The 12,536-nt window shown below is 70.2% G+C and carries 13 protein-coding genes; 8 read left to right on the forward strand and 5 right to left on the reverse strand.

The window, feature by feature from the left end; all coding sequences use genetic code 11:
* The first annotated feature begins 2 nt into the window (after positions 1-2).
* Positions 3-761 carry an SDR family NAD(P)-dependent oxidoreductase gene (locus OG289_RS42960; protein WP_327320976.1) on the forward strand — a complete coding sequence of 253 codons (759 nt, stop codon included), beginning with the start codon at positions 3-5 and terminating at the stop codon, positions 759-761.
* Between the two features lie 10 nt (positions 762-771).
* Here the strand turns inward: OG289_RS42960 and OG289_RS42965 are convergent, their stop codons facing one another.
* Both OG289_RS42965 and OG289_RS42970 read right to left on the reverse strand, forming a co-directional pair.
* Entirely contained in the window at positions 772-1,557 is a 786-nt protein-coding gene (locus OG289_RS42965; protein WP_327319420.1) for a GntR family transcriptional regulator, read from the reverse strand.
* A 56-nt stretch (positions 1,558-1,613) separates the two neighbouring features.
* Positions 1,614-2,390: a PfkB family carbohydrate kinase gene (locus tag OG289_RS42970; protein ID WP_327319421.1), complete on the reverse strand. Its 777-nt coding sequence runs from the start codon at positions 2,388-2,390 to the stop codon at positions 1,614-1,616.
* A gap of 309 nt (positions 2,391-2,699) precedes the next feature.
* Here OG289_RS42970 and OG289_RS42975 point away from each other — a divergent pair, with 309 nt between their 5' ends.
* The 6 genes from OG289_RS42975 (at position 2,700) to OG289_RS43000 (ending at position 8,247) form a co-directional block, all read left to right on the forward strand.
* Positions 2,700-3,719, forward strand: coding sequence for a sugar ABC transporter substrate-binding protein (locus tag OG289_RS42975; RefSeq protein WP_327319422.1), 1,020 nt, complete (start codon positions 2,700-2,702; stop codon positions 3,717-3,719).
* Positions 3,719-4,795: an ABC transporter permease gene (locus OG289_RS42980; RefSeq protein WP_327319423.1), complete on the forward strand. Its 1,077-nt coding sequence runs from the start codon at positions 3,719-3,721 to the stop codon at positions 4,793-4,795. The genes OG289_RS42975 and OG289_RS42980 overlap by 1 nt, the downstream gene beginning before the upstream one ends.
* A gap of 5 nt (positions 4,796-4,800) precedes the next feature.
* Positions 4,801-5,718, forward strand: coding sequence for an ATP-binding cassette domain-containing protein (locus tag OG289_RS42985; RefSeq protein WP_327319424.1), 918 nt, complete (start codon positions 4,801-4,803; stop codon positions 5,716-5,718).
* A gap of 1 nt (position 5,719) precedes the next feature.
* The gene (locus OG289_RS42990) at positions 5,720-6,622 is read left to right on the forward strand and encodes a sugar phosphate isomerase/epimerase family protein (protein ID WP_327319425.1); all 903 of its coding nucleotides are present in this window, start codon (positions 5,720-5,722) and stop codon (positions 6,620-6,622) included.
* A gap of 149 nt (positions 6,623-6,771) precedes the next feature.
* Positions 6,772-8,022: a serine hydrolase domain-containing protein gene (locus tag OG289_RS42995; RefSeq protein ID WP_327319426.1), complete on the forward strand. Its 1,251-nt coding sequence runs from the start codon at positions 6,772-6,774 to the stop codon at positions 8,020-8,022.
* 51 nt (positions 8,023-8,073) lie between these two features.
* Positions 8,074-8,247, forward strand: a complete 174-nt coding sequence (locus OG289_RS43000) for a hypothetical protein (RefSeq protein WP_327319427.1) — start codon at positions 8,074-8,076, stop codon at positions 8,245-8,247.
* 55 nt (positions 8,248-8,302) lie between these two features.
* On the opposite strand, the gene OG289_RS43005 is transcribed toward OG289_RS43000, so the two are convergent.
* The 3 genes from OG289_RS43005 to OG289_RS43015 are packed head-to-tail and all read right to left on the reverse strand — an operon-like array spanning position 8,303 to position 11,338.
* On the reverse strand, positions 8,303-9,307 hold the full coding sequence (locus tag OG289_RS43005; RefSeq protein WP_327319428.1) for a Gfo/Idh/MocA family protein: 1,005 nt from the start codon (positions 9,305-9,307) through the stop codon (positions 8,303-8,305).
* 60 nt (positions 9,308-9,367) lie between these two features.
* On the reverse strand, positions 9,368-10,144 hold the full coding sequence (locus OG289_RS43010; protein WP_327319429.1) for an SDR family oxidoreductase: 777 nt from the start codon (positions 10,142-10,144) through the stop codon (positions 9,368-9,370).
* A gap of 15 nt (positions 10,145-10,159) precedes the next feature.
* The gene (locus tag OG289_RS43015) at positions 10,160-11,338 is read right to left on the reverse strand and encodes a phytanoyl-CoA dioxygenase family protein (protein ID WP_327319430.1); all 1,179 of its coding nucleotides are present in this window, start codon (positions 11,336-11,338) and stop codon (positions 10,160-10,162) included.
* Positions 11,339-11,492: 154 nt separating this feature from the next.
* On the opposite strand from OG289_RS43015, the gene OG289_RS43020 reads away from it, so the two are divergent.
* Positions 11,493-12,527 (forward strand): LacI family DNA-binding transcriptional regulator, encoded by a 1,035-nt coding sequence (locus OG289_RS43020; protein ID WP_327319431.1) that lies wholly within the window; start codon positions 11,493-11,495, stop codon positions 12,525-12,527.
* The last annotated feature ends 9 nt before the right edge of the window (positions 12,528-12,536 follow it).

The raw sequence follows: 12,536 nt of genomic DNA on the forward strand, positions 1-12,536 counted from the left end.
TGATGCAGCTCGACAACACCGCCGCCCTTGTCACCGGCGGTGCGTCCGGCCTCGGCGCGGCCACCGCGAAGGCTCTCGCGGAGCGCGGTGCCCGGGTCTTCGCCCTCGACCTCAAGGACGGCATCGACAAGGCACTCGAGGTGCCCGGCGTGACCTACGTGCCCGCCGACGTCACCGACCCCGGGCAGGTGGGCGCCGCCGTCGCCACCGCGGCGGGGTCCGGCGTCCCGCTGCGGACGGTCGTCAACTGCGCGGGCATCGGGCCGTCGGCGCGGATCCTCGGCAAGAAGGGCGTCCACGACCTGGGCCTGTACGCCAAGGTGATCCAGATCAACCTGATCGGCACCTTCAACGTGCTCGCGCTCGCCTCCGAGGCCATCGCCGCGACCGAGGCCGACGAGAACGGCCAGCGGGGCGTCATCGTCAACACCGCCTCCATCGCCGCATACGACGGCCAGGTCGGCCAGGCCGCCTACGCGTCCTCCAAGGGCGGGGTCGTCGGCCTGACCCTGCCCGCCGCCCGCGACCTCGCGCAGTACGGCATCCGGGTGTGCACCATCGCCCCGGGCATCGTGGAGACGCCGATGCTGGCGACCGTGTCGGAGGAGTTCCGCGCCGGACTCGCGGCCGGCGTGCCCTTCCCGCGCCGGCTGGCCCGGCCCGAGGAGTACGCCAGGCTCGCCCTGGCGATCGTCGACCACGACTACCTCAACGGCGAGACCATCCGCATGGACGGCGCGCTGCGGATGGCGCCGCGCTAGAGCTGCGTGCCTAGGGTCTGACCAGCAGTTGGAAGTCGAACGCGTAGCGGGACGCCCGGTAGATGTGCGTTCCGTACTCGACCGGCCGGCCGGTGTCGTCGTAGGCCGTGCGCTGCATGGTGAGCAGGGCCGCCCCCTCCTTCTCCGTGAGGAGGGCGGCCTCCTCGGCGGTGGCGGAGCGGGCGCCGATGGTCTGGCGGGCGCTGTGCAGGGTGATGCCCGCCGAGCGCAGCAGCCGGTACAGACCTGTCGACTCCAGGCGCTCCGTGTCGAGGTCCAGGAGCGCCGGGGGCAGGTAGTTGCACAGGAACGCCACCGGCTGCCCGTGCGTGGCGCGCAGCCGCTGCAGGAGCGTGACCTCGCTGCCCTCCGCGATGCCGAGCGCGGCGGCCACATCGGCGGTCGCCGGCACGTGCTCGTTGCGTACGACGTGCGTGGTGGGCCCCTGCCCGGCCGCCTCCAGGTCGTCGTAGAGGCTGGACAGTTCCAGCGGCCGTTTCACCTGGCTGTGCACGACCTGCGTGCCGACTCCCCGCCGCCGTACCAGCAGGCCCTTGTCGACCAGCGACTGGATGGCCTGGCGGACCGTCGGGCGGGACAGGCCCAGGCGGGTCGAGAGGTCGATCTCGTTGCCCAGGAGGTTGCCGGGGGCGAGCGCGCCGTGCTCGATCGCCGCCTCCAGCTGCTGGGCGAGCTGGTAGTAGAGCGGCACCGGGCTGGTGCGGTCCAGCGCGAAGTGCAGCACGTCGAGCGCGGAGCCGGGCACGGCACGGGAGCGGTCGCTGGTCTTCGCCATCGGGGCACCTCCTCGGTTCGGTGGGGTGGGGTGGGGCGGGAGCGGACGGGAGCCGGTCAGTGGTGTGCGAGGAGCTCCTCGACCTCGGCCTGGGTGGGCATCGCGCAGTCGTGTTCGGGACGGGTGGCGACGAGAGAGCCGGCCGCCTCGGCGTAGCGCACGATCCGTCTCAACTCCCAGCCGGACAGCAGCCCGTGGACCAGGCAGCCGCCGAACGCCCCGGCCGCACCCACGCCGTTGACGGCCTCGACCGGCCGGGCGGCCGCCTCGGCGCTCGTGCCGTCCCGGTGCACGGCGAGGACACCGCCCGCGCGGCCCTGTCGGACGACGGCCAGCTCCACGCCTGCCGCGAGCAACTCCTCGGCGCAGGCGCGGGGTTCGCGCACTCCGGTGGCGATCTCGCAGGCGTCGAGGTCGCCGACCGCGACCGTCGCGTGCCGCAGCGCCTCGGCGTAGTAGGGGCGGCCGTCCCCGGGGTCCGGCCGGGACGCCGGACGCAGGTCGAGGTCGAAGACCGTGATGGCCGCCCGGTCGCGCACCTTGAGGGCGGCCAGCGTGGCCGAGCGGGCGGGTTCCGCGCCCAGCGCGGTGCCGTTGATCCACAGGACCCGGGCCGCGCGCAGGGCGAAGAAGTCCAGGTCGTCGGCGCGGGTGAGCACGGCAGCGGTACGGCCAAGACGGGTGGCCGCGACCGCCACGTCGGTGACGCCGTCGCCGAAGAACTTTTCGAATGTCTCGGCCCGTGCGAGGGGTACACCCGTTCGCGGGGGGTAGAGATCGACTCCGATGCGACCCATCGTGATCAGGTCCAGGGGCTGGACTGACTCAGCCATGCGCGACGCTCCTCACGGTGGTCGGGGGGCCCGGCGTCTCCCAGGTGTAGGTCCAGGGGGCCCGCAATGTCAAGGGTTTGTTCTTACATTCGGACCTGCTCGTGAAATGATGTCTTAACAAAGTATTGACAGTGAGCTCGTCAAGGGATTGGATCCGGTCCCAGCAGCGCACGGGCCGGGTCCGCGATTCCTGAACAGTCGCGGACCTGGCTCCATGGCCCCAATCTGAGTAGAAACGGGCCTCGGATCCTTGCGATCGCCCTCTCCTTCCCCGTCGTTTTCCCCGTAGCACAGTGAGGTGCAGGAAAGATGGACAGCTCTTCTCCCTCCCGCTCGCGCAGAATCGCCCCGGTCGTGGCCATGGCCGCGGCGGTGGCCCTGACCCTCGCGGGCTGCTCCAGCAGCTCCGGCGGAAAGAAGTCCGAGGAGAGCGCGGACGGCGCTTCCGCGGGCAAGGCGAGCACACCGCAGATGACCGTCGCCCTGGTGACCCACCAGTCGCCCGGTGACACCTTCTGGGACATCGTCCGCAAGGGCGCCGAGGCCGCCGCGGCCAAGGACAACGTCAAGCTCGTCTACTCCGCCGACCCGAACGCCGGCAACCAGGCCACCCTGATCCAGAACGCCATCGACCAGAAGGTCGACGGCATCGCGGTCACCCTCGCCAAGCCGGATGCCCTGAAGGACGTCGTCGCCAAGGCGAAGGCCGCGAAGATACCCGTGGTCGGCCTCAACTCCGGTGTCAGCGAGTGGAAGAACCTCGGTCTGATGGAGTTCTTCGGCCAGGACGAGACCGTGGCCGGCGAGGCCCTCGGCAACCGGCTCAACTCCGAAGGCGCCAAGAAGGCCGTCTGTGTCATCCAGGAGCAGGGCAACATCGGCCTCACCCAGCGTTGTGCCGGCGTGAAGAAGACGTTCTCGGGCACGACGGAGACCCTCTACGTCAACGGCACGGACATGCCGTCGGTGAAGTCGACGATCACCGCCAAGCTGAGCCAGGACAAGGCCATCGACTACGTCGTCACCCTCGGAGCCCCGTTCGCGCTGACCGCGGTGCAGTCCGCGTCCGACGCGGGCAGCAAGGCCAAGATCGCGACCTTCGACCTCAACAAGGACCTGACGAGCGCCATCAGCAAGGGCACGATCCAGTTTGCCGTCGACCAGCAGCCCTACCTCCAGGGCTACCTGGCGATCGACTCGCTGTGGCTCTACAAGAACAACGGCAACTACATGGGCGGCGGTGAGCAGCCGGTGCTGACGGGCCCCGCCTTCGTGGACAAGTCCAACGTCGACGCGGTCGCCTCGTTCGCCGCGAAGGGCACCCGGTGATGAGCATGACCCAGCATGCCGAGCCGGCGGTGACCACACCGCCGGCCCCCGGCCGCAAGGACAGCGACGGCCGGACCGCTCGACGTTCCCTGGCCATACGGCTGTTGGCGCGCCCCGAGGTGGGCGTGTTCCTCGGTGCCGTCGCGGTGTACGTGTTCTTCCTGATCACCGCGCCGCCGGTGCGTGACGGCAGCTCGATGGCCAACATCCTGTACCAGTCGTCGACGATCGGGATCATGGCCCTGCCGGTCGCGCTGCTGATGATCGGCGGCGAGTTCGACCTCTCGGCCGGTGTCGCCGTCATCACCTCGGCGCTCACCGCGAGCATGCTCAGCTACCAACTGACCATGAACGTCTGGGTCGGTGTGGTCGTCGCGCTCCTGGTGTCCCTCGCCGTCGGCTTCTTCAACGGCTGGATGGTGGTCAAGACCGGACTGCCGAGCTTCCTGATCACCCTGGGCACCTTCCTGATCCTGCAGGGCGTCAACCTCGCGGTGACCAAGCTGGTGACCACCAACGTGGCCACCGACGACATCAGCGACATGGACGGCTTCGGCCAGGCCAGGAAGGTCTTCGCGTCGTCCTTCGACGTCGGCGGCGTCCAGGTGAAGATCACCATCGTGTACTGGCTGGTCTTCGCGGCCATCGCCACCTGGGTGCTGCTGCGCACGAAGTACGGCAACTGGATCTTCGCGGTCGGCGGCAACAAGGAGAGCGCGCGGGCGGTCGGCGTGCCCGTGGCCTTCACGAAGATCTCGCTGTTCATGCTGGTCGGCTTCGGTGCCTGGTTCGTCGGCATGCACCAGTTGTTCACGTTCAACACCGTGCAGTCCGGCGAGGGCGTCGGCCAGGAGTTGATCTACATCTCCGCGGCGGTGATCGGCGGCTGTCTGCTGACCGGCGGCGCCGGCAGCGCGATCGGCCCGGTCTTCGGCGCGTTCATGTTCGGCATGGTGCAGCAGGGCATCGTCTACGCCGGCTGGAACCCCGACTGGTTCAAGGCCTTCCTCGGCGTGATGCTCCTCGGCGCCGTCCTGATCAATCTGTGGGTCAGCCGCACGGCGACCCGGAGGTGACCCGAATGACCACCAGCAACGGAACCGGCACGCACGGCGCGATCATCGCGGACACCGTCCCCGAGGACGGCGACCGCGCGCTCGTCGAGCTGCGCAACGCCGGCAAGTCGTACGGCAACATCCGTGCCCTGCACGGCGTCGACCTGAAGGTCCACCCCGGCAAGGTGACCTGCGTCCTGGGCGACAACGGCGCCGGCAAGTCCACCCTCATCAAGATCATCTCCGGACTGCACCAGCACACCGAGGGCGAGTTCCTCGTCGACGGCGAACCGGTGCGCTTCTCCACCCCCCGCGAAGCGCTCGACAAGGGCATCGCCACGGTCTACCAGGACCTGGCCACCGTGCCGCTGATGCCGGTGTGGCGCAACTTCTTCCTCGGCTCCGAGATGACCAAGGGCCCCTGGCCCGTGCGCCGTCTCGACATCGAGAGGATGAAGAAGACCGCCGACCACGAACTGCGCGAGATGGGCATCGTCCTCGACGACCTCGAACAGCCCATCGGGACCCTCTCCGGCGGCCAGCGCCAGTGCGTGGCCATCGCCCGCGCCGTCTACTTCGGCGCCCGCGTGCTGATCCTGGACGAGCCCACCGCCGCCCTCGGCGTCAAGCAGTCCGGCGTGGTCCTGAAGTACATCGCGGCCGCCCGCGACCGCGGCCTCGGCGTCATCTTCATCACCCACAACCCCCACCACGCCTACATGGTCGGCGACCACTTCAGCGTCCTGCGCCTGGGCACCATGGAACTCTCCGCCGACCGCAGCCAGGTCAGCCTCGAAGAACTCACCAACCACATGGCCGGCGGCACCGAACTCGCCGCCCTCAAACACGAGTTGGCGCAAGTGCGTGGCGTGGACGTCGAGAAGCTCCCGGAGGAGAAGGACCTCACCGCTCCCGTGGCGGGCCCGGCAGAGGGGAGGCCCTGACATGGTGAACGCTCTCGACCGCATCCGCGTCGGCTCGGCCCCCGACTCCTGGGGCGTGTGGTTCCCGGACGACCCTCGACAGGTGCCCTGGGAACGCTTCCTGGACGAGGTCGCCGAGGCCGGCTACTCCTGGATCGAGCTCGGCCCCTACGGCTATCTGCCGACCGACCCGGCCCGGCTCACCGACGAGGTGGCCCGGCGGGGGCTGAGCGTCTCGGCGGGCACGGTCTTCACCGGCCTGCACCGCGGCCCCTCCGTCTGGGAGTCCACCTGGGCGCATGTGAGCGAAGTGGCCGCGCTCACCCAGGCGATGGGTGCCAGGCACCTCGTCGTCATCCCGTCCTTCTGGCGGGACGACAAGACGGCCGAGATCCTGGAGCCGCCGGAGCTGACGGGCGAACAGTGGGCCCATCTCACCAAGGGCATGGAACGGTTGGGCCACGAGGTGAAGGAGACGTACGGTCTGGACCTCGTCGTCCATCCGCACGCCGACACGCACATCGACACCGAGCACCACGTCGAACGCTTCCTCGACTCCACGGACAGCGAACTGGTCAACCTCTGCCTGGACACGGGTCACTACGCCTACTGCGGCGGCGACAGCGTCCAGTTGATCGAGACCTACGGCGAACGCATCGGCTATCTCCACCTCAAGCAGGTCGACCCGGAGATCCTCGCCGACGTCGTCAAGAACGAGGTGCCCTTCGGGCCCGCCGTCCAGCGCGGGGTGATGTGCGAACCGCCGTCCGGCGTACCGGAGCTGGAGCCGGTCCTGGTCGCGGCGCAGCGGCTGGGCGTCGAACTGTTCGCGATCGTCGAGCAGGACATGTACCCGTGCGAGCCGGACGCGCCGCTGCCCATCGCGGTGCGTACCCGGAAGTTCCTGCGGTCCTGCGGGGCATGACGGGTCGCTGACCAGGCGCGTCGCGCCGTCGCCGACAGGCGGCGGCGCGCCCGCGCTCGTATGGTGGTGGTGATGGGCCGCACGCGGCCCGTGCCCCTCGGTGCGGCTGTGGCCTGCGGCGCAAACCTCCTGACTGCGGGAGCGAGCCCATGACACACCCGTACATTCGACTGCGCAGGGGATTCGTCGTCGTCACCGCGGTGGGGGCGTTGCTGGTGCCGGCCGCGGGCGGGGCGATGGCACTGCCCTCCTCGGCCGCCGCCGTCGCCACTGCCACCGAACCACCCTCGCCGTCCTCCTCGGGGGACGGCGTCGTCGAACTCACCCCCGCCGTGCAGCAGCAGGTCGACGAGGCCGTGCAGCGCGTCATGAAGCAGGCGAACGTGCCCGGTGCGACCGTCGGCATCTGGACGCCCGACAGAGGCCGGTACGTGAAGTCCTTCGGCGTCCGCGACAAGAGCACCGGTCAGGAGATGGCTCCGGACCTCTTCATGCGGATCGGCAGCGAGACCAAGACGTTCACCGTCACGGCGGTCCTCCAACTGGTCGACCAGGGGAAGATCGGCCTCGACGACACCATCGACCAGTACATCGACGGCGTGCCGAACGGCGACAGGATCACCCTGCGGCAGCTGGCCGGCATGCGCAGCGGACTGTTCAACTACTCCGCCGACGAGGACTTCTTCAAGGCGCTGACGACCGACCCGCAGCAGCCGTTCACTCCGCAGCAGCTGCTCGACTACTCCTTCAAGCACCCCGTGCTGTTCCCGCCGGGCGAGAAGTTCTACTACTGCAACACCAACCTGATCCTGCTCGGCCTGGTCGTCGAGAAGATGAGCGGCTCGCATCTCAACGACTACATCCACGAGCACATCCTGGATCCCGCCGGTCTCGACGACACCCTGTTCCCGACCGGCAACGAGTTCCCGACGCCGCACTCCCAGGGCTACACGAACCAGACCGCGACCGGGAAGGTCGAGGACTCGGCCGACTGGAACCCCTCCTGGGGCTGGGCGGCCGGCGCGATGATCTCCACTCTGGAGGACCTGCGGATCTGGGCGCGCACCGTGGCCACCGGCGTACTGCCCGACGGTGACCGGATGATCAGCCCTGCCACCCAGAAGCAGCGGCTGACCACACCGCCCACCCCCATCCCGGGCGCCGGATACGGTCTCGGCCTCTTCAACGTGCAGGGCTGGATCGGCCACAACGGCTCGCTGCCCGGCTACGAGTCGCTGACGGTCTATCTGCCGTCGGCGCGGGCGACCCTCGTCGTCGTGCTGAACACCGACATCAACTACAAGAACCAGGAGCCGAGCACCCTGTTCGGCGACGCGATCACGACGATCATCTCCCCGGACCACGTCTTCGACCTGCCGGCGGAACCGGCGGCGCAGTGAGAACGTTCAAGACGGTGCGAGGTGTGTGGAGCAGTGGACGGGGAGGGTGAGATGCAGGAAGAAGAGCAGGCCGACACCGCGGAGGCCGGGCGCCGGGCCAGGTTCGGTGCGCTGCCGGAGCGGGTGCGCCCGCAGGACACGGTGGAGGAGCGGCCGGCCATTCCCCGGGACCCGGCGCGCGACGCCTACGACCCGGACGAGTTCGCGGTTCGCTACGGCCTGTGAGAGTCGTGAAGGGCGAGCGGGGACGGTTTCCCCGCTCGCCCTTCACGCAGGCTCATCAGGCGGCCCGTACCTCCGCGATCGTCACCGGCCGGTGCTCGTGCAGGGACAGCGTGCAGGCCTCCGCGATCCAGCCCGCCTCCAGGGCGTCCTCGATCGTGCAGGGGGAGGGGCGGGTGCCGGCCACGACCTCGGTGAAGGCGGTGAGTTCGGCGCGGTAGGCGGCGGTGAAGCGGTCCATGAAGAAGTCGTGCGGTGTGCCGGCCGGGAAGGTCACCCCGGGCTCCACAGAACGCAGCGGCAGCTTGTCCTCCAGGCCCACGGCGATCGAGTCCGTGAAGCCGTGGATCTCCATCCGTACGTCGTAACCCCGGGCGTTGTGGCGGGAGTTGGAGACAACTGCGATGGTGCCGTCGTCGAGGGTGAGGATCGCGCCGGTGGTGTCGGCGTCGCCCGCCTCCTTGATGTAGTCGGCGCCCCGGTTGCCGCCGACCGCGTACACCTCGGTCACCTCGCGGCCCGTGACCCAGCGGATGATGTCGAAGTCGTGCACGGAACAGTCCCGGAAGATGCCCCCGGAGGCGGCGATGTACGCGGCCGGCGGCGGCGCCGGGTCCAGCGTGGTGGAGCGGACCGTGTGCAGCGTGCCCAGCTCGCCGGCCCGCACGGCCGCCCGCGCGGCGACGAAGCCCGCGTCGAAGCGGCGGTTGTAGCCGATCTGGATGGGGACGGCGGAGCCCTGGACGGCCTTGAGGACCTCCACGCCCTCGGCCATCGTCTTGGCGACCGGCTTCTCGCAGAAGACGGGGATGCCGGCCTCGACACCGGCCAGGATCAGGGCGGGGTGGGCGTCGGTCGCGGCGGCGACGACGATGCCGTCCACACCGGCGGCCAGCAGGGCCTCCGGCGAGTCCACCACTTCGGCCCCGAACCGCTCGGCCGCGTTCTTGGCGGCCTCCGCGAACGGGTCGGTCACGACGAGCGACTCGACGGCGTCGAGTCCGGAGAGGGTCTCGGCGTGAAAGGCGCCGATGCGGCCGAGGCCGAGGATTCCGATGCGCATGGGGGTGCAGCTCCTTGAGGGTCTTGCCGGGGGCGAGCGAAGGGGAGGGGAGGAGGAGGTCTAGTCGAGTCCGCCGAGCACGTTCTGGTCCCAGTCGATCACCGAACCCGTGACCACGCCCGACCTGTCGGACAGCAGGAAGACCACGAAGTCGGCGATCTCGTCCGGCTGGCCCAGCTTGCCCATGGGCAGCCGCGCGGCGGCCTGCTCGCGCCAGTCGTCCCCGGCGCCGTGGAAGGACTTCTGTGTCGCGTCCTCGCCCTCGGTGGCCGTCCAGCCGATGTTCAGGCCGTTGATCCGGACCCGGTCGAAGCGGTGGGCGTGCGCGGCGTTGCGGGTCAGACCGACCAGGCCGGCCTTGGCGGCGACGTACGGCGCGAGGAAGGGCTGACCGCCGTGCGCCGAGGAGGTGATGATGTTGACGACCGTGCCGGGCGCCTCACGGGCCAGCATGTCCGCCACCGCCGCCTGCATGGCGAAGAACGGCGCCTTGAGGTTGATCGCGATGTGCTGGTCGAACAGCTCGGGCGTGGTGTCGAGGAGCGTGCCCCGAGACGTGAGCCCGGCCGAGTTGACCAGGCAGTCGACCCGGCCGAACGCGGCCACCGTCTCGGCCACCGACGCCTTCGCCTGCTCGGCGTCCGCCAGGTCGGCCCGTACGAAGAGTGCCTTGCCGCCCGCGGCGGTCAGTTCCGCCACCAGAGCCTCGCCCGGCTCCGGGCGCCGTCCGGTGACGGCGACGAGCGCGCCTTCGCGGACCGCGGCCCGCGCGACGGCCGCGCCGACCCCCTGGCTGCCGCCGTTGACGAGGACGACCTTGTCGTCGAGAAGTCCCATGTGCGGAGATTCCTTTCAGCTGGTGCGCCGCTGGGCGCCGGCCCGCAGCTCGTCGCGGAGCGCCTGCGGGGTCCACTCCTCGTGCAACGCCCGTCGCACGACGTCCGCCTGTGCGGGCGGGGCCAGGCCGTCGACCGGCGGGTCGTTGTCGAGGCTGGTGGGGAACGGATAGCCCTCGGCGCTCGCCGCGACGACCCGCTCCAGCCACTCCTCGCCCACGCCCTGCGCCCGCCGCTTCAGCAGGACGGGGAAGACCGCGTTCGCCACCGCTTCCCGGTCCACGCTCTCCATCGCGCGCCCGAAGGCCGAGGACACCTGGAGCAGGTTGGCCATCCGTCGTACGTCGGTGGTGCGGTTGGTGCCGGCGGCGTGCAGGACGGCCGGGTTGAAGAAGGCCGCGTCGCCCTTCGCCAGGGGCAGTTGGACGTGGCGGCTGCCGAAGTACTCCTGGAACTCCGGCAGCCGCCACGCCAGGTAGCCGGGCTCGTACGTCTGCGAGTACGGCAGGTACAGCGTGGGGCCGGACTCCACCGGCATGTCGCAGTGCGCGACCGCGCCCTGGAGCGTGAGCACCGGGGAGAGGCGGTGGACGTGCGCCGGGTAGGCGGCGGCCGCGTCGTTGGAGAGGAACCCGAGGTGGTAGTCGCGGTGCGGGCTCTGCGCCGCGCCGCCCGGGTTGACCACGTTGACCTGTGAGGTCACCTGATAGCCGGGGCCGAGCCAGGCTCGGGAGACCAGCGCGAGGACGTCGTTGGCGTAGTAGTCGGCGAACGCCTCCGCGTCGTACAGGGCGGCCTTCTCCAGGGCGTTCCAGACGCGGTCGTTGGCGCCGGGCTTCGCGAAGTGGTCGCCGGCGGTCGCGCCCGAGGCGTGCTGCTCGGCGATGAGCGCGTCGAAGACGGCGGTGGTCCGGTCGACGACCGCCGGATCGGGGAAGGCGCCCCGGAAGACGACGACGCCGGGACCGTCGGTCAGGGCCCGCACCAGCTCGGCGCGCACCGCACGGTCCGCTCCGGCGGCGCGCAGGCGCTCACTGTCGTAGACGAGGACGTTCTCCTCGACCCCCGCGGCGTACGGGAAGTCGGCGAGGTCGGTACCGCGCTCGACGAGCGGGCGGAAGGAGTCGAGGTCGCAGTCCTGCTCGGTCAGCCAGGCATGGTTCCCGGCACGGCCCGGCACGGAGGTGAAGGACATCGTCGTCCCTTCGATGACAATGGCGGCTCAGCGCTGCCATTCTTGTCATGACAAAACCGTCGAGCAACCAGCAGACAGCCATCAAAAACCCTTCAAGCCGACCTCCCGGCAGACCTTCCAGCAGACCTCCCGACACACCTCCCAGGAGCCTTCCGTGGGTCACCCCTTTCCCATCCGTGAGATCGCACGTCAGGCGGGTCTGAGCGAGGCCACCGTCGACCGGGTCCTCAACGGCAGGGGAGGGGTGCGCGAGTCCACCGCGCAGGAGGTCCAGCGGGCCATCGCCGACCTGGACCGCCAGCGCACCCAGGTCAGACTCGTCGGCCGCACCTTCATGATCGACATCGTGATGCAGGCGCCGGAACGATTCACCACCGCCGTGCGGGCCGCCCTGGAGGCCGAGCTGCCGTCCCTGCACCCGGCCGTGCTGCGCTCGCGCTTCCACTTCCGCGAGACCGGACCGGTGCAGGAGCAGGTAGCCACCCTGGACCGGATAGCCCGGCGCGGTTCGCAAGGGGTGATCCTGAAGGCGCCGGACGTCCCCGAGATCATGGCCGCCGTCGGCCGGCTGGTGGCCGCCGGTATCCCGGTCGTCACCCTCGTCACGGACCTGCCCGCCAGCGCCCGCCTCGCCTACGTCGGCATCGACGACCGGGCCGCCGGCGCCACCGCCGCCTACCTCATGGGCCAGTGGCTCGGCGACCGCCCCGGCAATGTGCTGACGAGCCTGAGCAGCGGTTTCTTCCGCAACGAGGAGGAGCGCGAGATGGGCTTCCGCAGCGTGATGCGGGCCCGCCATCCCGAGCGGGTGCTCGTCGAGATCGCCGAGGGGCAGGGGCTGGACGCCACCCAGTACGACCTCGTGCGGGCCGCGCTGGAACGCGATCCGGACATCCGCGCCGTCTACTCCATCGGCGGGGGCAACATCGCCACCCTGCGCGCATTCGCCGACCTCGGCCGCGAGTGCGCCGTGTTCGTCGCGCACGACCTCGACCACGACAACACCCGGCTGCTGCGCGAGCACCGGCTGTCCGCCGTCCTCCACCACGACCTGCGCCACGACGTGCGCGAGGCCTGCCACACCGTGATGCGGGCCCACGGCGCGCTGCCGCCGGCCGGGCCCATGCTGCCGTCGGCGATCCAGGTGGTCACCCCGTACAACATGCCGCCCCAGGCGGCGGCCGGCTGAGGCGGGCCG

The sequence above is a fragment of the Streptomyces sp. NBC_01235 genome, assembly GCF_035989285.1.
Taxonomy (GTDB): domain Bacteria; phylum Actinomycetota; class Actinomycetes; order Streptomycetales; family Streptomycetaceae; genus Streptomyces.